This is a genomic window from Algoriphagus halophilus (genome assembly GCF_041729275.1).
GTDB lineage: Bacteria > Bacteroidota > Bacteroidia > Cytophagales > Cyclobacteriaceae > Algoriphagus > Algoriphagus halophilus_A.
In genome coordinates this window covers 1,252,642-1,277,770 of sequence record NZ_CP146486.1, presented here as the reverse complement: position 1 = coordinate 1,277,770, position 25,129 = coordinate 1,252,642, and the positions used below count along the sequence as shown (strand labels likewise).

The following is a 25,129-nucleotide window of genomic DNA, read 5'->3' as shown; positions in this document are numbered from 1 at the left end:
AGGCACAGGATAGTAGAATTGTAGTTTTAAGGCTCATTGGCATCAATACACATTGACAGGGTTGCTTACTTGAATACAACTAAGTTTTCTGAGTTTGGAGGGATTACTATAATCAAATTGACAAACCCCATCTGGGCCAATCACAATCAAAGAATTAGGACCTGGAATTAAATCAACAGATTTTTCTTTTTCCAAAAACTCCAACTGGTTCTGATCAATCGCCATCACATCACTTACATTGAAGCTTTTCAGTCCATGTACCCCTTCAGTTACATAAAGGTAATCTCCTGCCAAGCCCAATCCATGAGGATTGAGCATCGGGTAAGCCTTGATCAATGTTGGATGATAAAGATCTTTGATATCGATTACCTGAAGTTCATTTACCCCATTCCAGCATGCCGTCCCATTTCTCAACGTTACAAAGGCATAGTCCTCATTGACTACCACCGGGTCACATGCCTGTACGTGTTCGTAAACAGCCATCCGGGTAGGGGAGCTGGGAGTGCTCGCATCATAGATATGCATGCCATTGTTTGAACCGATAAATAGGACATCCTTAAAAGGGAAAATAGTTTCAATCCCCCATCCCAGGTCAATGGGTTTTACAAATGTGGGAGCTGCTGGTTCTTCCACATCAAAAACTCGCATGGTGGATTCATCTACCGCATACAGGTGTTGGTTTAACAACGTAAACCTAGCCATGGATCCACCTGTCCCATAGCTTTGGGAAGCGGCGGCATAATTCGAAGAAAAGCTCAAGGCGTCATTCATCAGCCAGCCTCCCTCTAGCTGCCAAGTGGGGCTTTCAGAGGTGATGACAGTATCTTGAAAGGTGATGATTTCTCCCGTATCGTGACGGTATAGGTGATTAAAAACATCTTCCACCCGTTTGACCAATTGAATATTATTGATGTCACTGATGTCAAAGGCCAGTAAATCCACATAATTATCAGCATATAGGATATTACCATTAATAGCCATGTCTACATTGCCGGCAATTGGAATGAAACTTAAATTGATGGGGCTGGATGGATCTTCATTATCTAAAATATGGATTCCCTTGGTCGGCTCATTAATGAACAGGTAATCCTCATAGATATAAATTTTACCTGGATTGTCTAAATCCCTGGCAGGTTCGGTAGCAAGGGTCCTTGCCCTCACGTCGCTCATTTCAAGGTAAACTGGCATCATGGTCCGATAGGTATAGGTGCTAGTTACGTCATCATGGCAGGATGAAAATAGAAGAACTGCTAAAAAGAAAAGCAAGAGTTGGGGAAAATAGCGAGATTTCATACTACTGTTGGTTAAGAAAAGAAAAAGGTATAATCTAATGACGTAGCCAAACTAAAAACTGCAACACGTAAAAAGACTACTATTTTATAAAGGCTAGACCTTCTTTAATCCTGAGTTAATTAATGGTGTTAGAAAAAATTAAATTAACTATTATTTTAGAAAAAATAACTGGAAATCACATCCCTTGGAGTTCAAACATCTAGAGGTTACAGCCTGAATAGCGCTTTTTAACCCAGGGATCAAATAATCTCTTTGGCAACTTTCCTATGAAGCTCATTCATCATCATTAAAGCTGCAGAACCATACCATTCTTTCAATTCCATTTTCAAGACTCCTGCTTGAATGGAAGGGTCGGTCTCAGTAAGAGATTTTGCTTCTTCTAAATCCTGCACGTCGAATATATAAAGGCCTCTTAGGTCTTCATTTCCAAAAAATGGACCTGCCATTACCAATTTCCCTTCTTCCGCCATTCGATTGATGTTCGCCATATGACCTTCTTGAAGTTTACCTCGCTCTTCTTCGGTGTATTCACTTACTTTATCTCCTCTATAGAGGAAAGCGATGACATACTTCTTCATTCCATACTGATCAGCCCCTACTTCTTCGGCTAATTTAGGGTCATAACTGGATTGGGCCTTGGAAATGCTAATAGAGCAAGCTAGCAAGGTAAATACAAAGAGAAGGGTTTTCATATCAGTGGGGGGGTTAGTTGAGGATAAGACCAACGGTGTCTGCTTTGGTTCTTAATTTAAGCCATTCTGTCAATTTTTTTGTTTCAGAAGCAGAAGGTTTCGTAGAAAACTCCGCATAGGCTACTAAAAGTGTGTCTGTTTTTCTTTTTCCAGGTCAGTGACCAATGACCTGTTTAAGGTGAATTTACGAAGTTTGGGATGATTGACCTTTGCTTCTTGTGCAATATCATTCCCAAGAAACCGTACTTCTCCATAATTTGCGACTTCACTTTCAAGCAAGGCGATGCGTTGATCCTTATCTTGAATGATTTGTTCATTTCGTTCATACAGATCTTTTAGGATATCCGAACGCAATAAATTCATATCAGTAATGCCCGCATTGTTTTGATTGATCGTAATCTCCGTATCAGTTAAGCCAAAGCTGACCGCTTTTTCTTTGATAAGTTCGATGGTTTCTTGGTCAATTTGATCTCCAATCAAACTTACCTGGATTGTTTTATTTGAACTGGAATAGGTGAGATTTGAATTGAGGACTTGCGTTCTTGGGAAAACCATTTCCTGACTGACAAAGGTTTTTGCCTGTTCCTCCCAGATAGATCGGATGACGATTCCATAGGCTAAATAGACACTTGGTACGATCGTGATGATGGTGAATATGGTGATGTAAGTTTGTACCCGCTTTTCTTTTTTATGATCTAAAAATTCCTTTTTGGGAAATTTCATAAAGCGAACAATTAAATAAGTGGAGAGACTTATAAATACTGAATTGATAAAAAATAAATAAAAGGCACCAATAAAATAATAAAGATTCATTGTTGCCAAACCATATCCAGCAGTACAAAGAAGGGGCATCAAAGCAGTGGCAATTGCTACCCCAGGTATGGCATTACTTTTCTCTTTTCGGGAACCTGCAATGATTCCTGCAAGTCCTCCGAACAAGGCAATTAAGACATCCCAAATTGTGGGTTCCGTACGTGCCAAAAGTTCGGATTGAGCATCATCCAAAGGAGTGAAATTAAAATAAATTGTAGAGGTTAAAATCGCGATGAAAACGGCAACGCCAAGGTTCCTCATGGAGCGTTTCAAAAGCTCAAAATCATTGATCCCTGCAGCCAGTCCAATTCCCATAATCGGACCCATTAAAGGGGAGATTAACATGGCTCCAATGATCACTGCTGTAGAGTTTACATTGAGACCGATCGAGGCAACAAAAATCGCAAAAATCAGAATCCATAAATTGGCTCCTTTAAACTCCACGTTCTTTTTGATATAGTCAATAGTGGCTAGCTCATCCTCCTTGCCTTCATGCAAATCAAACCTGTTTTTCAAATAGAGTAGGGTTCGGATCAATTGATTTCGATTGCTTCTAGGAGCTTTTTCTTCTTCCATCTTAGGGGTAATTAATAGGGCTGTAAATTAGTTAAAATAAGCCTTCAACAAGTTTTTGAATAGTAAAATAGTGCCGGTCTATGCCAGGTTGATTGGGTTTTTATTGGTACACTTTATGCTTTATTAAATTACTATTTTGCTGCATTTTTATGTTATAAATAACTTTAATTAAAAAATGTTAATCTATTGATTTGTAAATAAATAAGATTGAATTAGTCTTGACGTAATTAGGTGATACTAAAAAATTTAGATAAGACTAAAAACAGATGGTTTCCCATTATTTTAAAAATTGCTTCTTGATTGAAATCCCAATGGGAGGATACTTCAAGAAGATTTGAAGATCTGAATGCGAAAACCGAAAATATTGGATTTGCCTTAGGAATAGTGATATTTGCAGACTGGGCCTCACCCTAAGTATCAAAAATCAAAATATGAACAATCCGGTTTCCAAAAGAATTGCATCCATAGATGATGATAAAATTCAGCATATTTTGGTCAAGAAAAGAATGCAGTTGATAGATCCTTCTGTAGAGATTTTTCCTTTTGATGATCCTGATCATGCCTTGGAATGGCTTGGTAATAATTCCGTGGATTTAATATTTATGGACCTTAATTTTCCTGGTCTTTCCGGATGGGATTTGCTTCAAAAATCAGGGAGGTTTCCCAAGCTCCCGTGATCGTATTGACAGGAAATATTGGCCCTTTTGAAAGAGAAAAAATAGAGGCCTATCCTCAGGCAATTCGACTGTTTGAAAAACCAATTTCCAGTGTTCAGGTGAATGATGTTTTTGAATATTTGAACGCTAAAAATTAGAGTAACATTTAGCCCATTTATTTCAAAGTAAGAGAAGGAATGTCTTTGAAAAAGGAGGTGAAAATTGGCAGTAAATACACTGCTATTTTTTTGGCAGGAATTTTGGATTCACACCTCATGGTATAAACTCTTAGGAGGCTATAAGAGCAAAATTAATGTTAGATAATCGAACTATTTAGCTCGCATTCTATTTAGATACTTTGAACTTTTTAAAAAAACGAATTAGGTTTGTGGAATAAATAAATTGAATGATTTTACCATTTAAGAGTATTAATGTCCCTTTTGGTATCTTAAGCCAAAACCCTTTGGAGATTTTTACTTAATTTCAAGCGATTAAATTGACCTATGGCTGAAGAAGCAAACAGAAAGCCTGTGCTTTCTAAGAAAATAGATAAATTTTTTACAGGCTTAGCAAGTGCCTGGAGCTTTGTAAGGAGGTTCTTTAAAGAAGTGTTTTTACCTCCTTATGAACTAAAAGAAGTCATCCACCAATGTTATCGAATTGGGGTGGAATCCCTGCCACTTATTTCGTTGACTGGGTTCATCGTAGGGATTGTATTTACCAATCAATCTAGACCCTCACTTTCAGAATTTGGAGCTACCTCTTGGTTACCTTCTTTGATCTCCATTGCTGTAGTAAGAGCGATGGGACCTTTGGTGACGGCATTGATTGCAGCAGGTAAGATGGGATCCAGTATCGGTGCAGAGATAGGCTCCATGAAAGTGACAGAGCAAATCGATGCCATGGAAGTTTCAGCTACCAATCCTTTTAAATTTTTGGTGGTAACCCGGGTATTGGCAACAACTTTCATGATCCCCGTCTTGGTGATGTATACTGATTTTGTCGCGTTGATGGGATCTTTCTTAAGTGTGAACGCCAATGAAAATGTCAGTTTGACCACCTTTTTTGTGGAGGTGTTTGAATCGATCAGTTTCTTGGATATCAACTCTTCGGTCTTGAAATCCCTTCTATTTGGCTTTACCATCGGCATAGTGGGTTGCTATAAAGGTTATAACTCTTCCAAAGGAACCGAAGGAGTAGGTCGCGCAGCCAATTCAGCTGTGGTGATGGCCATGTTCCTCATATTTATTGAAGAATTACTGGTTCTTCAGATTGTGAACGCAATAAGAATGATGTAAACCATGGAAGAGAAAGTTGTAGAAATAGCTGGTTTAAAGAAATCATTTGGGGATTTGGATGTTCTCAAAGGGGTTGATTTGGATTTATACAAAGGAGAGAACCTGGTTGTGCTCGGTAAATCTGGTTCTGGTAAATCTGTATTGATAAAAATCATGGTGGGTTTGCTGAAGCAGGATGAAGGATCCATGAAAGTATTAGGGCAGGAAGTTTCCAAATTAGGAACCAAGGCACTCAATGAACTCCGATTAAAAATCGGTTTCTCTTTTCAGAATTCAGCCTTGTATGATAGTATGACTGTTCGGGAGAACATGGAATTTCCTTTGGTAAGAAATGTGAAGAATCTGACCCGGGGAGAAATCACAAGAAAAATAGAAGAGTTGTTGGATAGTGTGGGCTTACCCCAATCCATCAACCAGATGCCTTCTGAACTTTCAGGAGGTCAGAAAAAAGAATAGGTGTGGCCAGGACGTTGATATTAAACCCTGAGATCATGCTTTATGATGAGCCAACTGCTGGTCTAGATCCGATTACTTGTATGGATATTAATAATTTGATCAATCAGGTAAGAGAGCAGTATAATACTTCATCTATTGTCATTACACATGACCTTACTTGTGCCAAAGTCACAGGGGATCGTCAAGCAGTCTTGTTAGACGGTCAATTCAAGGCGATGGGTAGTTTTGAAGAAGTTTTTGCTCATGCACAAGATGGGCGAGTCAAATCATTTTACGATTATAATTTCATTGATTCATGAGAGGTGAAAATAAACGCAACGTTTTAGTAGGCATATTTGTATTTATAGGAATAGCCATCCTGGTAGCCGGTATTTTGACCTTGGGCGGCCAGCAGAAGAAATTTGTCAAAGCGATCCAACTGAAAGCAGTTTTCGATGATATTGGAGGTTTACAGACTGGAAACAATGTTTGGTTTTCAGGGGTGAAAATCGGTACCGTTCGAAAAATCAATTTCTATGGCGACTCCCAAGTTGAAATAGAAATGAATGTAGAGGAGGAAGTGGTAGAATTTATTCGCAAGGATTCTAAAGCTACCTTGAGTTCTGATGGTTTGATCGGTAACAAAATCATCGTGATCTATGGAGGAACGACCATGGCTCCACCAGTGGAGGACGGGGATCGTTTGGAGTCTGTTATGCCTTTGGATACCGATCAAATGATGGAGACGTTACAGGCAAACAATGAAAACCTAGTTGAGATTACTAATGATTTGAAGGTCTTGACCAGTAAATTAGCCGCAGGTGAAGGCATCGTGGGAGCTGTAATGACTGATTCTACCTTGGCAGAAAGTTTCAAAACCATCATTGCCAACTTGAATAATGCCTCTGTTCAAAGCAACAGAATGCTTACCGACCTCAATTCCTTTACTGCAAAATTGAATCAAGAGGGTAATCTTTTCAATGATTTGGTCACGGATACCACGTTGGTTACCGAATTTAAATCCACTATGGGAAGCCTGAAAGCTACAGCTCAAAATTCAGAGGAAATGACTGAGGAGTTGAAAGCTATTACAGAGAAATTCAATTCATCGGATAATTCCATCGGTGTATTGTTAAATGATGAAGAATTCGCTAAAAGTTTAAAACAAACGATGGTGAATACGGATTCAGCGACTTACAACCTAAATAGAGGATTGGAGGCATTGGAATATACCTGGCCGTTCAGAAAAGGATTTAAGCGAAAAGCGAAAGCTGAAGAGCAAGCCAATGAAAATAATTAAAAACGAAGCCCTAAATTGATTTAGGGCTTTTTTTATGAACGATCCGAAATTCCGTTTTCTATCTTCTCTATAGCCTCCTGATGGTCTTCCTCATTGGCATCCAATTGATCCGTGGTATTCTTTTCTGTGATTACTGCTTTCATACTGATTGGGAAATGATCTGAACCAATTCCTGACTGCACTTTAAGTTCGGAAAGTCCAAAATGTTTGCTGAGGAAAATATGGTCCAAAGGCCAACGTAAAAGGGGGATCTTGGCATGGAAGGTACTATATAGTCCTCTACCTCTCCTTGGGTCCGCCATTTCTGAAATCTTTAAGAAGAGCTCAGTTGTATAGCTCCAGGCCACGTCATTCAAATCCCCGATCACCAGAGAGGGTTTGGGGTTGGCCTTAACTTTTTTTCCAACGATAAGAATTTCTGCATCTCTATCGGTACTTTTTGGGTTTTCGTTGGGAACAGGAGGAGTGGGGTGAATTGCGTACACCGTAATGATTTTTCCGCTTTTCAGTTTTATTTCTAACTCTATAGAGGGGATTTCCTCATCAATGAGGTATTTAATTTCATGCCTGACAATTTCCAACTTGGTATACAGCAACATTCCGTAGGTGTTGTCCAAAGGAATCAAGATTGTATTTGGATATTGTTTTTCAAGGGATTTTAATCCCACTTCCCAAGCCTTATCTGTTTCTACCAAGAAAATGAGATCGGGGTTTGTTTGTTGGACCAAGTCAATCACTTTTTGGTAATGGGTATTGAATTGGTAAACATTTCCTACCAAAATGTAAATCCCATTCTCCTCATCGTAGGCAATCGAGTCAATCATCTTTTTGCCCAAGGGACTGAAGATTTTAACTTTTCTAAACAGGTGAGTACCGGCAATCAATAATAGCGCAATCCAAATGAAACTTTCAGGGGAAGCTTCCTCAAAAGCAAGATACGTCCAAGGCAACACGCAAAGAATAATGATCACCAACTTTTGCAGTTGAGGATAGTCAAAAACTCTGATCCACCAATAGTCCCATTTGATAAATGGGATCCAGGTAGCAAGGATAAAAAATGCACTGATTATCCTCAAAACGTAAATCGGCATAGGCTTTGGAATTATTTAACGAATATAAACAAGTAAGAAGTAAAATTGACCATGCCTTTGATTGAAGGAAATAGCGGGTGGGGAATGAATTCTATCTTTCGTAATTTGGTTATTAATAAAACGCTTCTTCATAGACCTAAACAATTTTTATCATGAACCAAGATCCATTTCAAATTAAATCAAGTTTAACAACTGATTCCGGTACTTTTGATTATTGGAGTTTGGATAAGCTCCATCAAGCTGGGCATGAGGTTAAGAAGTTACCATTCTCCATTCGGATTTTATTGGAAAATGCCCTTCGAAACTATGATGCCTTTTCTATTACCAAAGAGCACTTAGATACTATTTTAAACTGGAAACCAGAAGCATCAGAAGCAGACATTCCTTTTAAACCTGCAAGAGTTTTAATGCAGGATTTTACAGGGGTTCCAGCGGTAGTAGACATAGCTTCCCTGAGATCGGAGGCCCAGCGTAAAGGAAAAGATCCAGAAAGAATCAACCCATTGATCCCTGTAGATTTGGTGATAGATCATTCGGTTCAGGTGGATTATTTTGGAACCAATTACAGTTACCAACGAAATGTGGAAGTAGAATATGAGCGGAACGCCGAACGGTATCAGTTTTTGAAATGGGCACAAAAATCCTTTGATAATTTTTCTGTAGTACCTCCAGGAATGGGGATTTGTCATCAGGTAAACCTAGAATACTTGGCTCAGGGAGTGATTATGCGTGATGGGAAGGTTTTTCCAGACACCTTGGTAGGTACCGATTCACATACCCCAATGGTCAACGGAATTGGGGTCGTAGGATGGGGCGTCGGCGGAATTGAGGCAGAAGCAGCCCTTTTAGGTCAACCCATTTTCTTTATCATGCCAGAGGTAGTTGGTTTGAAATTGACCGGTAAGCTACCTGCGGGAACTACTGCGACAGACATGGTTTTGACCATTACCGAATTGCTCAGAAAACATGGAGTGGTGGGTAAGTTTGTGGAGGTATTTGGACCAGGGTTGGATCATTTGACGGTGCCGGATCGGGCGACCATTTCCAATATGTCTCCGGAATTTGGATGTACAGTTTCCTATTTCCCAATAGATGACAGGACTCTTGATTACATGGCCAAGACCAATAGAAGCAATAGCCAGATTAAATTGGTAGAAGACTATTGCAAAGCGAATTTATTATGGAGGAAAGAGGAGGATTTGATCCAGTATTCCTCAGTTGTAGAATTGGATTTAGGAACGGTAGAGGCAACCGTATCTGGACCCAAAAGGCCTCAGGATAAAATTTTGGTTCGAAACTTTAAACCAAAATTCGAAGAGTTATTACATTCCGTACATGGTAGACAATACATTCCAATCGATAAAAGAGAGGAAGGAAGAATGCTTGCTGAGGGTGGTGGACAATCCTCAAAAGAGGCAAAAAATTCCCCCAGGATGTCGCGTTTAAAACAGAAGTAAAAAACGGGTTGAAATCGGTAACCATTGATTTAAATTATGAAAAATTCACCCTTTATGATGGATCTATCGTCATCGCTGCCATCACTTCTTGTACCAATACTTCCAATCCGGCAGTGATGCTGGGGGCAGGTTTAGTAGCCAAAAAGGCATTGGAGAGGGGATTGGATGTGAAGCCCTGGGTAAAAACCTCCTTGGCTCCAGGTTCGAAAGTCGTGACAGATTACTTAAGCAAAGCAGGTTTATTGGAAGAATTAGAAGCCCTCAAATTCCATACTGTTGGGTATGGTTGTACTTCCTGTATCGGAAATTCAGGGCCCTTACCTAACCATATTGCCAAAGCAGTGGAGGATAATGATTTGGTCGTAGCTTCCGTACTTTCAGGAAATCGGAATTTTGAAGCTAGGGTCCATCCCCAAGTGAAAATGAATTACCTCATGTCTCCCATGTTGGTGGTTGTATATGCCTTGGCGGGGAGAGTAGATGTGGATTTGTACAATGAACCTCTAGGGTATGATCCCAACCAAGAACCGGTTTATCTCAAAGACATTTGGCCAACCACCGCAGAAATAGATGAAATTTCCAGAAAAGTGTTGACACCCGATGATTACGAGAAAAATTATGGGGAGATATTCGAAGGAAATGATATTTGGAAAAAATTGAATTCTGGGGAAGGGTCCATATACCCATGGGATGATTCCAGTACCTATATCAAAGAAGCTCCCTTTTTCAAAGGGATTTCAATGGACTTGGAAAGTCCAAAGGATATCGAAGATGCAAGAGTTTTATTAAAACTTGGAGACTCTATAACCACAGACCATATTTCTCCAGCAGGTTCATTTAAGCCTGATACTCCGGCCGGGAAGTATTTGAATGGAAGAGGGGTGCAGCGACCTGATTTCAATTCCTATGGTTCAAGAAGAGGAAATGATGAGGTGATGGTTCGAGGTACTTTCGCCAATGTACGGATCAAAAACCAACTCTCTACCCAAGAGGGAGGCTTTACCAACTACATTCCTGATGATGAGGAGATGACAGTTTTTGATGCCTCCCAAAAATACCAAGCCGATGGGACACCCTTGATTGTCTTGGCCGGAAAAGAATATGGTTCAGGATCTTCCAGGGATTGGGCTGCCAAAGGAACCAATTTATTGGGCATTAAAGCTGTGATTGCAGAAAGCTATGAGCGTATTCACCGAAGCAATCTGGTGGGAATGGGAGTCCTGCCTCTACAGTTTATTTCAGGAGAGCGTGCCGAAAGTTTAGGCTTAACAGGTTTTGAAACCTTTAGTATTGAAGGTATTTCGGACGGATTGAAACCTGGCCAACGCTTTAGGGTGAAAGCAGTGGATCAAGATGGAAATAAAAAGGAGTTTCATGTAAAATCCCGATTGATTCTGAGGTAGAGATTGCTTATTACCAACACGGAGGAATCCTGAATTATGTATTAAGAGATTTCTTAAAGGACTAGGTTCCTATTTCGTTGTTTTATAATACTTCAAAACCCGTCATTGATGGCGGGTTTTTACTTTTAACTCATGGCAAAGCGGATGGGGATGGTAAAGTAGGCCTTGGTTGGGTTACCTTGATAATCAATGGCTGGTTCAAAATCGAGATGAATTTTTTCCATGACTCTGATTGCCTCTTTGATTAAGGATGGATGTACTTCTCCGGATTGGCCCAATACAGGTGAATCAATTGACCGTTTTCATCTACTTCAATTCCCACTAGAGCCATACCCGTTTCCCTCAGGTTTCGTGCTTCGGGGGATAATGAAGCTCCTTTGCCAGAGCCTTTTGAAAATCTTTCTTGTCAATTTTTGGTTTGGGAAGCATAGGATTAAATTCCCTTGTGATCCAAGCAGAATCCATATCTCCTCTGTAGAAATAATAGGCTTTATCTTCTAAATAGGTCAGTTTTGAGACCACCTGTTCCCCCTCCAAAAATACTTTTACAAAACTGCCATTATCTAGATTTTTAATTTCTGAAGAAACTATATTTTGAAGACTATCATAGGTAGAAGTGATGGCTTCCTGGTAGCCTAATTCCTCATTGAATTTTTCTTTCTTTTGACTAACCAATCGATTTTGAAGATCATAGGTTTTAGTTATTATCATGTCATCTTTTTCACTGATCACTTGATTAAATACATGAGCTTCAGGAGTATCATTTTGTATGGGTATTAGGTATTTATTCAGCTTGAGGATGACTCTTTCTTGTGCCTGAGCTAAGAGAGACTGAAAACTAAAAAACGTGATCAAAAAAATGAGACAATACTTAGGCATTTCCAGGGGTAATAACTAATTCTTTGTTTGAAGATAGCGAACTGTGGAGAAATATGAAATTTTTCTATTTATAATAATAAAACCCTATCGGTAAATAGAGCCAAGCTTCAACGGTTTCCCCTTTATAGTCGATGGCAGGATTGTAGTTTCCTACAAACAATTCTCCTATTCGAAGAGCTTCTGATGTTAAAATAGGAGATAGGTCATGAAGATTGGCAACTTCAGTTTTCAGTCGTTGACCATTCTTGTCTATTAAAAATGCAAGGATAACGGTACCCTCTAGGCCTTGAGATTGGGCTTCTGGCAAAAACCTTTTTTCTTTCAGTACAAATTTTTTCCAGTCTTTATCATTTGGGAATAGGGAAGGTTCAAAATCATTCTTGTTGGAAGAATACCTATTTGCGCCTGATTTTCTCCAAATTTCAAAATCATTGTTGCCGTAATGGGCCACATGGGCCACCTGAACTCCGTCTTGATAATAGAAGTAGAGCTTTTCACCATTCTGCTTATTTTCCTCACTTCTAAGAATTAACTGGCCATGCTGATCAAATACTTTTACTACTTCCTCAATTGCCCCGGTTTTAGGGTTGATATCAGTCTCAAAGGTTTTGATCACTCTGTTTTGGGTATCACTTATTTGGGTGAACGTGGATCCGTCTTCATTGATATTTTGTAATTGAGAATATACAGTAGTAGGATCATAGAAAGAGGCAGTTTTAAAAAAATGTTGATTTAGAGGAGTGATTTCAAAGTCCTGGCTTTGTGCCTCAAATGCCTTTCCTACTAATACCAAGCATAGACAGCATGCAAATAGATTGGTATTGTAAGAATTTTTTAATTTGAGCTTCATTCTGTCTCAATCTATTTATTTTTCATTGGAGTAACAAAAGGCAAAATCTTCCTTTTCGGGAAGGAGAATACAAACTTGTTTTCAAGAAAGAAAAGGCTTTTATCCTACAAGATAAGTCTTAATTTTGTTGCCCATACCTATAATTAACCTAGCCATGAAATCTATCAATCCTACCACAACACCTGCTTGGAAAAGATTATTAGACCTTGCCGAAGAGCATAAAGACCTAAAAATTACCTCCCTATTAGAAGAGCACGAAAGATTCGAGCGATACAGCCTTCAACTCGACGATATTCTAGTTGATTATTCTAAAAATAAGGTGAACGAGGATATTCTGAAGGCACTTTGTGATTTAGCCCGCGAGACAGAGCTTCATCTAGCCATCGAGGACATGTTTACCGGCAAAGCCATCAATGAGACTGAAGGAAGAGCAGTATTGCATACAGCTTTGAGGAACCCCTCAGATCGGGCTGTTTATTTAGATGGGGAAGATGTGATGATCGAGGTCCAAAAGGTTTTGGACCAGATGAAAGTCTTTGCGGACAAAATTCAAAATAAACAATGGTTAGGCTATACTGGAAAGCCCATCAAATCCTTGGTAAATATTGGGATAGGGGGGTCAGATCTGGGTCCTGTCATGGTAACGGAGGCTTTGAAACCCTATCAGAATCCTGACATTGACTGCTATTTTGTCTCCAATGTAGATGGGACACATATTGCAGAAACCCTGAAAAAGTAGATCCGGAAACCACGCTTTTCTTTATAGCTTCCAAGACTTTTACGACACAGGAAACCATGACCAATGCACATTCTGCCAGGGATTGGTTTGTAGGATATGCAAAAGATGAGGCGGCTATTGCCAAGCATTTCGTGGCTTTGTCTACCAATGCCAAAGCAGTTGAAGCATTTGGAATTGACCCTGCCAATATGTTCTCATTTTGGGATTGGGTAGGAGGCAGGTATTCGTTATGGTCCGCTATTGGTTTGCCGATTGCTTGTACGATTGGATTTGAAAATTTTGAGCAATTGCTACATGGAGCTCATGCCATGGATGAACATTTCCGTCATTCCATGTTTGATAGAAATATTCCTATTGTGTTGGCATTGATTGGTATTTGGAATACCAACTTCTTGGGGGCTACTTCGGAGGCCATTCTACCCTACGATCAGTATATGCATCGATTCGCTGCCTATTTCCAGCAAGGAAATATGGAAAGTAACGGAAAATACGTCAGCAGAAATGGAAACAAGGTAGCTTACACTACCGGACCAATTATCTGGGGAGAGCCGGGTACCAATGGTCAACACGCATTTTATCAATTGATCCACCAAGGAACCCATTTGATTCCTTGTGACTTTATTGCACCTGCCATTTCCCATAATCCTATTGGGGATCATCACCAAAAATTACTTTCCAATTTCTTTGCTCAAACAGAGGCTCTGGCAAAAGGGAAGTCACTGGAGGAAGTGAAAAAAGAAATGAAAGCAGCAGGAAAGTCTGATGAGCAAATTGAAAAGATTGCACCTCATCGGGTTTTTGAAGGAAACCGACCTACCAATTCAATTTTGGTGAAAAAGATTACTCCTTACACGTTAGGCTCACTGATCGCCATGTACGAACATAAGATTTTTGTTCAAGGGGTGATTTGGGACATCTTTAGTTTTGACCAGTGGGGTGTGGAACTAGGTAAAGTATTGGCGAATGGAATCCTTCCTGAGTTGAAAGGTGATGAAGAGGTCACTTCCCATGATGGCTCCACCAATGGATTAATCAATGCCTATAAAAAGATGCGATAAATAAGAATACGATCAGCAGATAATGAAAAAGCCTATTCAGATTCTGAATAGGCTTTTTCTTGTTCCGCTACTTAAGGATTTTTAATCCAACAGCTTCAATGCCCGGAAGCTGATTTTGTCTCATATATTGAAGGAGGGTGACTTTCTTGGTGTTGTTTGGTAATTGAAAAGGAAGAGAGTCATAAAAGGTATAGGTGCTTCCAAACCCATCACCCAGAGGTTCTCCTGTTTTCGAATCAAACAATGGAACATTGATTAATTTATTTTCAATAATAGTTCCTGTGGAATCCTGACTGAGTACCCTTACATAACAATTGGAAAAAGCGTATTCCTCATTAAACCGAAACGCAATAAGACTTTGATTGCCCTGCAGCTGAACAGTACTTAAATCAAAATGAAGACTATCTTCCATTGCCCAGTTTTGCGTAGGTAAAGCTTTGAATTCCTCAAAAACCCGATCATCGGAACAGGATGAAATACCTAATCCCATTAACGCAATAAGGAAAATAAGAACTCTATTCATTTCCAGATGAATTTGGATTGGGCCCTTGATTTTTTCTAGGTGGAAATTTTCTTTTACCTCCTGATTTACCTTCTGGTTTGGGGTTTGGTTTGCCTTCTCCTTTAGGGGTAGACTTAGGTCCTTGTTTAGGGTTTGGATGTTGTTTCTTCCCTTCCTGGTTTCTAGGCTTGTTTTGTTTTTTTCTCCGGGTTGATGGGGATTAGGTTTATTTCCGCCTTGTCTTTTAGGAGGATTGTTTCCTTGAGCCGGTGGTGTGGCCTGTTGATTCCTATTCCGGTTTCTATTGTTTCGGTCTTTTTTCTTCTAGGTTCCCCAGGTTGATTTGGAGTCGTCTGCTGTGGAGCAGTCTCTTGCTTAGAAGGAGCTGGATTAGCCTTTTGATTCCTATTGGAATCAGCGGTTTGTTGAGGAGAATTGGAGTTGTTTCGGGATTTATTTCTCGATTTTCTCTTCTTTTTCCCTGTTGAGAATTTCTTGTCCAGAAGTTCAAGTTCCCTCGTAGATTTAGCTGCCAGATCTTCTATATCGGATGCTTCATTTACCTGAAGGTTAAAAACTTTGATTCCTTTTGCATTGATTTCTAAAATCTCAGCTACGCGCTCGCAGCTGATGCTATGCCAATCATTTTCGTTATTATAGCTAAACCACATCATTTTTCTGAAGATGTCGGTTTTTTGAAGTTTTGCAGGGCCGGATTCTGTTTGAAGTGGACGCTCAATTTGTGGGATGTCTTTGATGGCATCCATATAGGTGTCCAATTCATAATTTAGGCAGCATTTTAATCTCCCACACTGCCCGCTTAGCTTGCCTGGATTAAGAGATAAATTTTGGTAGCGAGCTGCAGAAGTGCTGACATTTTTGAAATCTACCAACCAGGTAGAACAGCATAATTCTCTCCCACAAACTCCTAAACCACCGATTCTACCAGCTTCTTGACGAAGACTGATCTGGCGCATCTCCACTCGAATGCGGAATTCACCAGCCAGAACTTTTATCAACTCCCTAAAGTCAACCCGTTCGTCTGCTGAATAGTAAAATGTAGCTTTTGAATTATCCGCCTGGTATTCGATATCAGACATTTTCATTTTCAAACCGAGTTCTTCCACGATTTGCTTGCATCGATACAAGGTAGGGATTTCTCGGTTTTTGGCCTCAGCCCACTTTTCCAGGTCTTTTTCAGTAGCTTTTCTGTAGATTCTAAGAATCTCATCATCATTTTTGATTTTTCGCTTCTGCATCTGTAGGCGAACCAATTCACCTTGAAGGGAAACGTAACCAATATGATGTCCATTGGGTACATCCACGACTACAGGATCACCGGTTGTCAAAGGAAGGTAATCGACGTTTCTGTAATAATCTTTCCGCCCCCTTTAAACTTCACTTCCACTATATCAAAGGTGTCCACCTCTGGAATTCCCATATGACCTAACCAGTCAAATGAGTTCATTTTATTGCAATCACTCGTCCCGCAACTCCCATTATTTTGGCAGCCACCGGTACCTCCAGAGGAGGTCGAGCAAGTAGTACATCCACTCATAAGTATATATTTACAGGACCTTGATCCTGGGTAAGATTGGGTTTACTTCATCAGTTTCAAGATATCTTGACCGATATCTTTTCTGTAATACGATTTTTCCCAAGTAATATTTTCAACTGTGGAAAAAGCGTTAGTTAAAGCCGATTCTAGAGTTTTTCCCATTCCGGTAACTGCCAACACTCTACCGCCTTGGTTTACCAACTGGTTCTTATCGTTTGTAGAAGTTCCGGCATGGAAAACAATCGTATGCCCGGCCTCTTGAGGTAAGCTAATCGGAAATCCTTTTTGATAAGATTCAGGATACCCTCCGCTCACCATCACTACAGTTGTGGCATATTCAGGAGAAATTTCCAATTGGTATCGGTCCAAGGTTCCCGTGCCAATGCCTACCAATAAGTCCACAAAATCACTGGTGATTCTTGGTAATACAGCCTCTGTTTCAGGGTCTCCCATTCTTACATTGTATTCTATTACATAAGGCTGGCCATTGTTGTTCATCAATCCTATGAATAGAAACCCTTTGTAAGGGATGTTTTCTTTAGCTAGACCATCTACAGTAGGTTTCACTACCAATTCCTCTACTTTTTTATGTAGGCTTCATCGGCGAAAATCACAGGGCTTACAGCACCCATTCCTCCTGTATTCAAACCCGTATCACCTTCACCGATTCTCTTATAATCTTTGGCTTCAGGTAATATTTTGTAACTCTTTCCATCGGTAGCCACAAATACCGAAAGCTCGATTCCTTGAAGGAATTCTTCTACAACCACTTTTGCTGAAGCTGCGCCAAACTTATGATCGATCAGCATTTCCTTGAAGGATTCCTTGGCTTCCTCCAAAGTTTGGCAGATCAATACTCCTTTGCCAGCGGCAAGCCCATCTGCTTTTAAAACGATAGGCAAGTTTTGAGTTTCCAGGTAAGCAAGTCCAGCTTCAATATCCTCTGCGGTGAAAGTCTCATAAGCTGCAGTCGGAACATGGTTGCGCTGCATAAATCTTTTGGAGAAGTCCTTACTTCCCTCGAGGGTAGCTCCAAGTTGAGATGGACCAACTACGGGGATAGATGCGGTCTCGGACTCGTTTTGCAAGTAATCCACCACCCCTTTTACCAAAGGCTCTTCTGGGCCTACAACGACCAACTCAATGGAATGCTCAAGAATAAAATTTTTTATTCCTTCAAAATCAGTAATTGAAAGTGGGATGTTTTTTGCAATGCTTGAAGTACCAGCATTTCCCGGAGCCACAAAAAGTTGAGTGCAATTTGGGCTTTGTACAATTTTCCAGGCGAAAGCATGTTCTCTGCCTCCGCTGCCTAATAAGAGTATATTCATTGACTCAATTCACGTTAATTAGCATGCTCGGAAATAAACTTGATTCGATAGACCCGCAATTCATCTTCTGCGAAATCCTCGTCTTCCAGTTCTTCCAGTGCATCTTTAATCCGATCGCTTTCTGCATTCATGAAATAATCATGGAGTAAATCTTCACGTTCCTCATCCATGATGTGTTCAATGTAGTAATCGATATTTAATTTTGTTCCACTATAGATAATTTGCTCAATTTCCTGAAGGAGTTCAGACATGCTGATGTTCAAGTTGTCCGCAATTTCATCTAAGTCTATTTTACGATCAATCTGTTGGATAATCGTAATTTTTAATTTTGACCTTGATCCTGCCGACTTCACTACCACCTCTGAAGCAGTCTCAATCTCATTTTCTTCTACATAAGTAGAAATAATCCTCAAGAATGACGCACCAAATTTAGCGACTTTTCCCATACCAACACCGTTGATTTGGGCAAGTTCCTCTCGAGTGGTTGGGTAAACCGTGGCCATTTCTTCCAAAGAAGGGTCTTGGAAGATGACATAAGGTGGTAAGCCTTTTGACTTTGCTACTTTTTTCGCTCCGCTTTGAGGAGCTCAAATAGTTTTTCATCATAAGCAATGCCTGCTGTAATTTGTACATCAGGCGTACTGGATGAGTCTTCTGTAGCATAATCATGATCCTTATACAGGTTGACAGAATAAGGTGCATCTATAAATTCTTTACCCTTTTGGGTAAGCTTCAACACTCCAAATGATTCAATATCCTTTTCCAACAAGTCAAAAATCATGGCCTGCCGGATGATGGAAGTCCAATATTTTTCAGGAACTTCTTTTCCCTTACCAAATACAGGAAGCTGATCGTGTTTGTAGCTGGTGACATATTCGGTAGGCTCTCCAATGATTACTTTCACCAGATGCTCAAGTCCAAACCGTTCATTGGTTTGAAGGGCTGCTTCCAATGCGGTTTGAATGTATGTCATCCCCTCAAAAATCTCGCGATCTCTCTTACAGTTGTCACAGTACCCACAATCCTTTTCGAATGTCTCTCCAAAATAATTCAGGATAAACTTCCTTCTACAAACTCCGGTTTCGGCGTAGGCCGCCATTTCCTGAAGTAAAACCCGTGCATTCTCTCGTTCGGTAACAGGCTTGTCCTTATTGAACTTGTCCAATTTGACAATGTCCTCGTACTTGTAAAACATGAGGCAATGGCCTTCCAGCCCGTCCCGACCTGCTCTTCCGGTTTCCTGGTAATACCCTTCCAGTGATTTGGGTACATCGTAATGGATCACGTAACGCACATCCGGTTTATCAATCCCCATTCCAAAGGCAATGGTGGCCACGATGACGTCTAACTCTTCATTTAGAAAATCATCTTGATTTTTAATCCGAACCGCTGACTCCAATCCTGCATGATAGGGAGCTGCATTAATTTGATTTACCTGAAGGAGTTGGGCGATCTCTTCTACCTTTTTTCTACTCAGGCAATAGATAATACCGGACTTCCCTTTATGGGACTTAATGAATTTAATCAGCTGCTTTTTAGACTCATTTTTTAATTTGGGCCTAACCTCGTAATACAAATTGGTTCGATTAAAAGAAGACTTGAACAAGTCAGCTTCTTCCATCTGAAGATTCCGTTGTATGTCTTGCTGCACTTTTGGAGTGGCAGTAGCTGTCAAAGCGATAATAGGAAGATTAGGGGCTATTTGAGCTACTATGGATTTTATTTTACGGTATTCAGGCCTAAAATCATGTCCCCATTCTGAGATACAGTGTGCCTCATCAATCGCCACAAAACTCAAATGAGCTGACTTGAGAAACGCGACATTTTCTTCCTTGGTGAGAGATTCCGGTGCCACATAAAGCAACTTGGTTTTTTTGCTTAATACCTCATTTTTCACCTTTGTTGCTTCTGATTTGTTCAGCGTTGAATTGAGGAAATGGGCATTAATACCGATGGCATTCAGTTGGTCTACCTGATTTTTCATCAATGCAATCAAAGGCGATATGACTATTGCTGTACCATCAGATACAACTGCTGGCAATTGATAACACAATGACTTCCCCGCCCCAGTCGGCATGATGACGAAGGTGTTTTTTTGGCTTAGTAAATTATCGACGATGGGTTCTTGATTCCCACGGAATTGGCTAAAGCCAAATATTTTTTGAGTTCTGATTTTACTTTTTCTTCCACTTGAAACAGGTGCTTTAAAGGGTGCTCTTAGCCTGTAAACAGGAATGATTAATTACTTTTATACCTTTGTACGAAAATACTCATAAACGCAGGTAAAATTGAATTTAACTAAAAATATTAGAAATACAGCCACTCGGGTATTGCAAAATGAGGCGAATGCTGTTTTAAATTTAGTAGAGTATATAGATGGTGATTTTGAGGCATGTGTGGAAAGGATTTTAAACTCAACGGGAAGAGTGGTAATCACAGGTGTCGGGAAAAGTGCCATTGTTGCCAATAAAATTGTAGCAACTTTAAATTCAACCGGAACACCTGCTCTATTTATGCATGCGGCAGATGCTATTCACGGTGACTTAGGGATGATCCAGGAGGATGATGTGGTGATTTGCATTTCTAAAAGTGGAAATACTCCTGAGATTAAAGTGCTGGTTCCTCTTCTAAAAAAATCAGGATCTGTACTGGTTGCACTTGTCAGTAATGTCAAAAGTTATTTGGCAGAACATGCAGATTATGTCTTGAATGCAACCATAGGAGAAGAAGCTTGCCCGCATAATTTAGCGCCCACCACCAGTACCACTACGCATATGGCCATGGGGGATGCTTTGGCAGTTTGTTTATTGGAGGCGAGGGGCTTTACCTCAGAGGATTTTGCCAAATACCATCCTGGAGGATCTCTTGGAAAACAGTTGTATCTTAAAGTCAAGGATTTATTGAACAAAGAGCAATTGCCGATGGTGGATGAAGCAGCTGGATTGGCAGAAGTAATTGTAGAAATCTCAGGAAAAAGATTGGGAGCCACAGCGGTCATAGATTCTGAAGGAAACTTAAAAGGGATCATTACCGATGGGGATTTGAGGAGGATGTTGGAGAAAAGCCTGGATATCCAAAAGCTAACAGCAGGCGATATTATGACGGTAAACCCAAAGACTATTTCACAAGATGAATTTGCCATTCGTGCATTAAATCAGATGAAAAGTCATAATATCACACAACTTGTAGCCATGGATGGGGACAAAATCACTGGATTTGTCCATATTCATGATTTGATGAAAGAAGGAATTGTTTAAACCCAAAATGCAGGTAAAACCATATATCGTCATTATGGCAGGGGGCATTGGCTCCAGATTTTGGCCATACAGTCGGAATGACCGACCGAAGCAATTTTTAGATATTCTAGGTACCGGCAGGACCTTGCTCCAAATGACCTATGATCGGTTTCAGGAAATTTCCAGTCCAGATAAATTTTATGTGGTGACGAATCAACAGTACTTTGATTTAGTCAAGGAGCAGTTACCTGAAATAAGCGATAACCAGATCCTGACAGAGCCGCTACGTAGAAATACAGCCACCTGTATAGCTTATGCTGTCTATAAAATTAATGCCATTGACCCCAAGGCTACCTTAGTAGTCGCTCCAGCAGATCATTTAATTACCCAGGAAAGTAAGTTTCATGCGGCCATCGATCAAGCATGTCATGCGGCTCAGACAGAGGGTAGATTAATCACTATGGGGATTCAACCCAACCGACCGGAAACTGGCTACGGGTACATTCAATACCTGGAGCAGGAAGGTCAAGAAATCTTTAAGGTCAAAACGTTTACCGAAAAGCCTAATTTGAAACTTGCCAAAACCTTTTTGGAGAGTGGGGATTTTGTATGGAATTCTGGGATGTTTATTTGGAAGGTTTCCAGCATTATCTCGGCCTATGAAAAATATATGCCTGATGTGTCTGAGGTATTTAATGAGGGGGTTGAGTTTCTTGGTAAGGAAAACGAACAAGAATTCATCACCAAAGCCTACTCTTTGTTAAAAAATATATCTATTGACAATGGGATTATGGAGCATTCTGACCAGGTGTATGTCATCCCAGCTACTTTTGGTTGGTCTGATTTAGGTTCTTGGAATAGCCTCCATGATTTAAAGAAAAAGGATAAGAAAAATAATGTAGTGGAAGGAAATGCCATCTTGTATGATACAGAAAATTCTTATGTCAAAGTCAGCAGCGATAAACTGGTAGTAGTCCAGGGGTTAGATAATTACCTGATTAATGAATCAGATAATGTCATTCTGATCTGTAAGCTGGATGCAGAAAAAAAATTCAGAGAGTTTGTGGCCAATGCAAAAAGAAAGGGAAGGACTTTGTTTGACCTTCCCTATGAATCTTATTTGTTTGTTCGTTGCCTCATCGCCTCATAAATGGCTACCCCGGCAGAAACTGAAACATTTAAACTTTCAATTTTACCAAGCATTGGGATATTCACTTTTTCGTCAACTATTCCCATTAGTTCATTTGAAATTCCATCTTCTTCCGATCCCATGATCATGGCTACTGGAGCTGAAAAATCAGCTTCATACATGCTCTTGTCAGTTTTTTCAGTGATTGCAATTAAAGTCAGCCCGCTTTTTTGCAAATCTCTACAGGTATAGAAGAGATTTTTGACTCTGGCTACCGGTAAGAAATTTAAAGCTCCAGCGGAAGTTTTTACCGCATCAGAATTAATCTGTGCACTTCCTTTGGATGGGATGACAATGGCATCCACCCCGGCGCACTCAGCAGACCTTGCTATGGCACCAAAATTCCTTACATCCGTAATTCTATCCAAAATCAATATCAGAGGGGACTTGCCGGCAGAAAAGCAATTTTCAATGACATGATCCAATGATGCGTACTCAATGGAAGAGATGTAAGCCACTACACCTTGGTGATTTTTACGGGTTATCCGATTGAGTTTTGCATCTGGTACTCGAACTACAGGGACACCATCTGCTTTGCAGAGCTTCAGTAATTCCTTGATCAAGTCATTGTTCAACTCTTTTTGAATCAGGACTTTATCTATTTCTTTTCCTGCATGGATTGCCTCCATAACAGCTCTTGTCCCAAAAGAAAATCTTTCTCGGTTGCTCCTTTATCAATCAGAAAGCCATCTTTCCGCTTCTCCATATGGATATGTTTTTAAACCAAACAGGCTGATATGCTCTGGAGCGGTTCAGCGAGTAATAGTGTGGGTTTAGAATATTCTTTACTCGGACAAAAGTAAAGCGAATTTTTGAACTCTCATTCATACCCAAGTAAGTCCATACTTCTCTATCCTGATAAAAGTTAACTTCATTCGGTGGACCCATGACCACATAGATCATCCCTCGATCTGTTTTCCAACCTTCCTTAAAGTCTGTAAATAAGATGTTTGCAAACTCGATCTGACGGAAATACTCACGGATTAAGTCCTTCGCAATGTCCGGGTTTCGGGTCAAATTATACCAATATTCATCTAGTGCTTTCTTTTTATCTTCCGCAGTCAGCAAAGTTTCATGTTCTTTTCTGGTAGAAATATAAGTGACCATTTGAATCATTTCTTCCCAGTCTTTCACTTTAGGGAATGCTTCGTGGGTGGTTTTCAATAACAATCCAGTACTAGAGCTGGTATCACCTTGAATGAAGTAATACCCTTCATTATCCAAGCTTTCAGGTACATTGGTTAGAAAATCTCCTTCATCTATTACTTCCAGTTCTTTGGGTACAGTGGCTGGTTTCGTCTCCATTGGGGGGTAAGGAACATCGAAGACAGCTGGATAATAAAATTCATGAAGACTAGGCCCTGCTGCTGACTTGAAGAGAAGGGACTGACCTTTAGTTAAGAAATTTTGATCAAAGGGAACATGATTGGCATAATAGGCCCCAAAGGAAGGCTGCTCAAAAACAAAAGGACTTTTCAAGTCAATATGGTAATAATATTCATCCGCCTGCCTTGTATCCAGCACAGAAAGTAAAGCTACTGCAACTTCTTGATCTGCCGGAATGCTGACAGTCTTTTCAAAGTACCAATGCCTTTCTGTATCTAGCTTGATATCATTTTCTGTAAGAATTGTCACCTCATCATCCATGATCTCCTGATCATAACTGTTGAGGATCATGTAAGAGAAACTAAATGTATTGAAGTCGATATCTTCCTCAATTTTCTCTACGACCATCTGCAATTTATAATCGGTCTCATTCTCTTTGATAGGAATGATTTTTAGTCCTAATCTAGAGTACCTCGAATACCGAAGTGCTTGATTGAGGCTGTTTAGCTTCTTCTGTGAAAAAGCCGGTTGGATGGCCATAAATGCCAATAGAAAAAGTGAGAAAAGAATGTTTGTTTTGAGCTTCATTAGGTGATTCTATCGGGTTTTAAAAATTAACCTTACTTTTGCCAAAATAGTAAAATTTTGTATGGCTACCTATACAACGGAAATTGCTTCTGACAAGTTAATCAGTGACAGTCCTATTCATCAACGTTTGCTGAAAGCATACATTGCTGCCCAGCCCTGGATTTCTGGCAAATTGCTGGAAGTGGGATGTGGAGAAGGTAGGGGAGTGGAAATATTATTGCCCCATGCTAGCGGCTACTTAGGGATTGACAAGATCCAGGAAGTAATCGATATGCTCCAACAAAAATTCCCTGATGTTTCTTTCAAGCAAGCAGTCATCCCCCCATTTGCAGGGATAGAAGACAACTCATTTGATACAGTAGTAAGTTTTCAGGTGATCGAACATATTGAAAACGATCGGTTGTTTTTGGAAGAGATTTACCGGGTTTTAAAACCGGGAGGTAAGGCAATTATTTCTACGCCAAATATTAACCACACGCTTTCAAGAAATCCTTGGCATGTCAGGGAATATACTCCTCAACAATTAATTGATCTTTCGAAATCAATTTTTGATCAGGTGGAGGCGAAAGGAGTAGGTGGAACGGACAAGGTCTGGACATATCATCAGGCCAATCGGGAATCTGTCCATAAAATCATGCGATTTGATATTTTTGATTTGCAACACAAGCTTCCTGCATCGATACTTCGCATGCCTTATGAAATATTGAATAGGATCAATAGAAATAAGCTACATAAACAAAAATCCAGCAAAGCCATGGATATTACCCATGAAGATTATCCAATTGTAGAAGATCCTGCTCAGGGATTGGATTTGTTTTACATCCTACATAAAAAATAAAAAGAGGCCCTTTGATGTGCC

General features: G+C 40.0%; 18 protein-coding genes and 6 pseudogenes. 10 read left to right on the top strand and 14 right to left on the bottom strand.

The features are described 5' to 3' along the window. Positions 1-42 precede the first annotated feature (42 nt). The 3 genes from V8V91_RS06820 to V8V91_RS06810 form a co-directional block, all read right to left on the bottom strand. Positions 43-1,293 (bottom strand): LVIVD repeat-containing protein, encoded by a 1,251-nt coding sequence (locus V8V91_RS06820; protein WP_373399423.1) that lies wholly within the window; start codon positions 1,291-1,293, stop codon positions 43-45. A 239-nt stretch (positions 1,294-1,532) separates the two neighbouring features. Beyond that, complete coding sequence (locus V8V91_RS06815) at positions 1,533-1,985, bottom strand: YciI family protein (RefSeq protein ID WP_373399422.1); 453 nt, start codon at positions 1,983-1,985, stop codon at positions 1,533-1,535. A 123-nt stretch (positions 1,986-2,108) separates the two neighbouring features. Continuing rightward, complete coding sequence (locus V8V91_RS06810) at positions 2,109-3,374, bottom strand: TIGR00341 family protein (protein WP_373399421.1); 1,266 nt, start codon at positions 3,372-3,374, stop codon at positions 2,109-2,111. Between the two features lie 431 nt (positions 3,375-3,805). Here V8V91_RS06810 and V8V91_RS06805 point away from each other — a divergent pair, with 431 nt between their 5' ends. The 5 genes and pseudogenes from V8V91_RS06805 to V8V91_RS06785 all read left to right on the top strand — a co-directional run bounded on the left by V8V91_RS06805 (position 3,806) and on the right by V8V91_RS06785 (position 7,063). Next, positions 3,806-4,051, top strand: coding sequence for a response regulator (locus V8V91_RS06805; protein ID WP_373399420.1), 246 nt, complete (start codon positions 3,806-3,808; stop codon positions 4,049-4,051). Continuing rightward, a complete protein-coding gene (locus tag V8V91_RS06800) occupies positions 4,048-4,188 on the top strand; it encodes a hypothetical protein (RefSeq protein WP_373399419.1) in 141 nt (46 codons plus the stop codon). Before V8V91_RS06805 ends, V8V91_RS06800 begins: the two co-directional genes overlap by 4 nt. Before the next feature lie 345 nt (positions 4,189-4,533). Continuing rightward, a complete protein-coding gene (locus tag V8V91_RS06795; protein ID WP_373399418.1) occupies positions 4,534-5,328 on the top strand; it encodes an MlaE family ABC transporter permease in 795 nt (264 codons plus the stop codon). 3 nt (positions 5,329-5,331) lie between these two features. Beyond that, positions 5,332-6,083, top strand: a pseudogene (locus V8V91_RS06790) (ABC transporter ATP-binding protein). After that, positions 6,080-7,063: an MlaD family protein gene (locus tag V8V91_RS06785; protein ID WP_373399417.1), complete on the top strand. Its 984-nt coding sequence runs from the start codon at positions 6,080-6,082 to the stop codon at positions 7,061-7,063. The pseudogene V8V91_RS06790 and the gene V8V91_RS06785 overlap by 4 nt, the downstream one beginning before the upstream one ends. 32 nt (positions 7,064-7,095) lie before the next feature. Here V8V91_RS06785 and V8V91_RS06780 read toward each other — a convergent pair whose 3' ends face one another. Next, positions 7,096-8,154: an endonuclease/exonuclease/phosphatase family protein gene (locus V8V91_RS06780; protein ID WP_373399415.1), complete on the bottom strand. Its 1,059-nt coding sequence runs from the start codon at positions 8,152-8,154 to the stop codon at positions 7,096-7,098. 152 nt (positions 8,155-8,306) lie between these two features. Here V8V91_RS06780 and acnA point away from each other — a divergent pair. Beyond that, a pseudogene (acnA, locus tag V8V91_RS06775) lies at positions 8,307-11,079 on the top strand (aconitate hydratase AcnA). A 60-nt stretch (positions 11,080-11,139) separates the two neighbouring features. Here the strand turns inward: acnA and V8V91_RS06770 are convergent. The 3 genes from V8V91_RS06770 to V8V91_RS06760 all read right to left on the bottom strand — a co-directional run bounded on the left by V8V91_RS06770 (position 11,140) and on the right by V8V91_RS06760 (position 12,743). Further along, a complete protein-coding gene (locus V8V91_RS06770) occupies positions 11,140-11,292 on the bottom strand; it encodes a hypothetical protein (RefSeq protein WP_373399414.1) in 153 nt (50 codons plus the stop codon). Between the two features lie 64 nt (positions 11,293-11,356). Continuing rightward, the gene (locus V8V91_RS06765; RefSeq protein WP_373399413.1) at positions 11,357-11,893 is read right to left on the bottom strand and encodes a hypothetical protein; all 537 of its coding nucleotides are present in this window, start codon (positions 11,891-11,893) and stop codon (positions 11,357-11,359) included. Between the two features lie 64 nt (positions 11,894-11,957). Continuing rightward, the gene (locus tag V8V91_RS06760; RefSeq protein WP_373399412.1) at positions 11,958-12,743 is read right to left on the bottom strand and encodes an energy transducer TonB; all 786 of its coding nucleotides are present in this window, start codon (positions 12,741-12,743) and stop codon (positions 11,958-11,960) included. Positions 12,744-12,897: 154 nt separating this feature from the next. Here V8V91_RS06760 and pgi point away from each other — a divergent pair. Next, positions 12,898-14,540 (top strand): annotated as a pseudogene (gene pgi / locus V8V91_RS06755) (glucose-6-phosphate isomerase). Positions 14,541-14,607: 67 nt separating this feature from the next. Here the strand turns inward: pgi and V8V91_RS06750 are convergent. The 5 genes and pseudogenes from V8V91_RS06750 to recQ form a co-directional block, all read right to left on the bottom strand. Beyond that, a complete protein-coding gene (locus V8V91_RS06750) occupies positions 14,608-15,063 on the bottom strand; it encodes a gliding motility lipoprotein GldH (RefSeq protein WP_373399411.1) in 456 nt (151 codons plus the stop codon). A 161-nt stretch (positions 15,064-15,224) separates the two neighbouring features. Further along, positions 15,225-16,391, bottom strand: a complete 1,167-nt coding sequence (locus tag V8V91_RS06745; protein WP_373399410.1) for a stage 0 sporulation family protein — start codon at positions 16,389-16,391, stop codon at positions 15,225-15,227. Next, positions 16,388-16,600 carry a hypothetical protein gene (locus tag V8V91_RS06740; RefSeq protein ID WP_373399409.1) on the bottom strand — a complete coding sequence of 71 codons (213 nt, stop codon included), beginning with the start codon at positions 16,598-16,600 and terminating at the stop codon, positions 16,388-16,390. Before V8V91_RS06740 ends, V8V91_RS06745 begins: the two co-directional genes overlap by 4 nt. A gap of 42 nt (positions 16,601-16,642) precedes the next feature. Further along, positions 16,643-17,931, bottom strand: a pseudogene (gene purD, locus V8V91_RS06735) (phosphoribosylamine--glycine ligase). A 14-nt stretch (positions 17,932-17,945) separates the two neighbouring features. Continuing rightward, positions 17,946-20,104 (bottom strand): annotated as a pseudogene (gene recQ / locus V8V91_RS06730) (DNA helicase RecQ). Positions 20,105-20,219: 115 nt separating this feature from the next. Here recQ and V8V91_RS06725 point away from each other — a divergent pair. Next, positions 20,220-21,188, top strand: a complete 969-nt coding sequence (locus V8V91_RS06725; RefSeq protein ID WP_373399408.1) for an SIS domain-containing protein — start codon at positions 20,220-20,222, stop codon at positions 21,186-21,188. 7 nt (positions 21,189-21,195) lie between these two features. After that, complete coding sequence (locus V8V91_RS06720) at positions 21,196-22,317, top strand: mannose-1-phosphate guanylyltransferase (protein WP_373400635.1); 1,122 nt, start codon at positions 21,196-21,198, stop codon at positions 22,315-22,317. On the opposite strand, the pseudogene rlmB reads toward V8V91_RS06720, so the two are convergent. Together rlmB and V8V91_RS06710 are read right to left on the bottom strand one after the other, a co-directional pair. Next, positions 22,284-23,062: pseudogene (gene rlmB, locus V8V91_RS06715) on the bottom strand (23S rRNA (guanosine(2251)-2'-O)-methyltransferase RlmB). The gene V8V91_RS06720 and the pseudogene rlmB sit on opposite strands and share 34 nt — an antisense overlap. After that, positions 23,035-24,270 carry a GWxTD domain-containing protein gene (locus V8V91_RS06710; RefSeq protein ID WP_373399407.1) on the bottom strand — a complete coding sequence of 412 codons (1,236 nt, stop codon included), beginning with the start codon at positions 24,268-24,270 and terminating at the stop codon, positions 23,035-23,037. Before V8V91_RS06710 ends, rlmB begins: the two are co-directional and overlap by 28 nt. A 61-nt stretch (positions 24,271-24,331) precedes the next feature. Here V8V91_RS06710 and V8V91_RS06705 point away from each other — a divergent pair, with 61 nt between their 5' ends. Next, positions 24,332-25,108, top strand: a complete 777-nt coding sequence (locus tag V8V91_RS06705) for a class I SAM-dependent methyltransferase (protein ID WP_373399406.1) — start codon at positions 24,332-24,334, stop codon at positions 25,106-25,108. The last annotated feature ends 21 nt before the right edge of the window (positions 25,109-25,129 follow it).

Coding starts and splice junctions, on each gene's coding strand:
- V8V91_RS06785 (WP_373399417.1), top strand. CDS start 6,080: ATGAGAGGTGAAAATAAACGCAACGTTTTAGTAGGCATATTTGTATTT.
- V8V91_RS06720 (WP_373400635.1), top strand. CDS start 21,196: ATGCAGGTAAAACCATATATCGTCATTATGGCAGGGGGCATTGGCTCC.
- V8V91_RS06795 (WP_373399418.1), top strand. CDS start 4,534: ATGGCTGAAGAAGCAAACAGAAAGCCTGTGCTTTCTAAGAAAATAGAT.
- V8V91_RS06820 (WP_373399423.1), bottom strand. CDS start 1,293: ATGAAATCTCGCTATTTTCCCCAACTCTTGCTTTTCTTTTTAGCAGTT.
- V8V91_RS06710 (WP_373399407.1), bottom strand. CDS start 24,270: ATGAAGCTCAAAACAAACATTCTTTTCTCACTTTTTCTATTGGCATTT.
- V8V91_RS06750 (WP_373399411.1), bottom strand. CDS start 15,063: ATGAATAGAGTTCTTATTTTCCTTATTGCGTTAATGGGATTAGGTATT.
- V8V91_RS06815 (WP_373399422.1), bottom strand. CDS start 1,985: ATGAAAACCCTTCTCTTTGTATTTACCTTGCTAGCTTGCTCTATTAGC.
- V8V91_RS06765 (WP_373399413.1), bottom strand. CDS start 11,893: ATGCCTAAGTATTGTCTCATTTTTTTGATCACGTTTTTTAGTTTTCAG.
- V8V91_RS06760 (WP_373399412.1), bottom strand. CDS start 12,743: ATGAAGCTCAAATTAAAAAATTCTTACAATACCAATCTATTTGCATGC.
- V8V91_RS06705 (WP_373399406.1), top strand. CDS start 24,332: ATGGCTACCTATACAACGGAAATTGCTTCTGACAAGTTAATCAGTGAC.
- V8V91_RS06805 (WP_373399420.1), top strand. CDS start 3,806: ATGAACAATCCGGTTTCCAAAAGAATTGCATCCATAGATGATGATAAA.
- V8V91_RS06780 (WP_373399415.1), bottom strand. CDS start 8,154: ATGCCGATTTACGTTTTGAGGATAATCAGTGCATTTTTTATCCTTGCT.
- V8V91_RS06810 (WP_373399421.1), bottom strand. CDS start 3,374: ATGGAAGAAGAAAAAGCTCCTAGAAGCAATCGAAATCAATTGATCCGA.
- V8V91_RS06740 (WP_373399409.1), bottom strand. CDS start 16,600: ATGAGTGGATGTACTACTTGCTCGACCTCCTCTGGAGGTACCGGTGGC.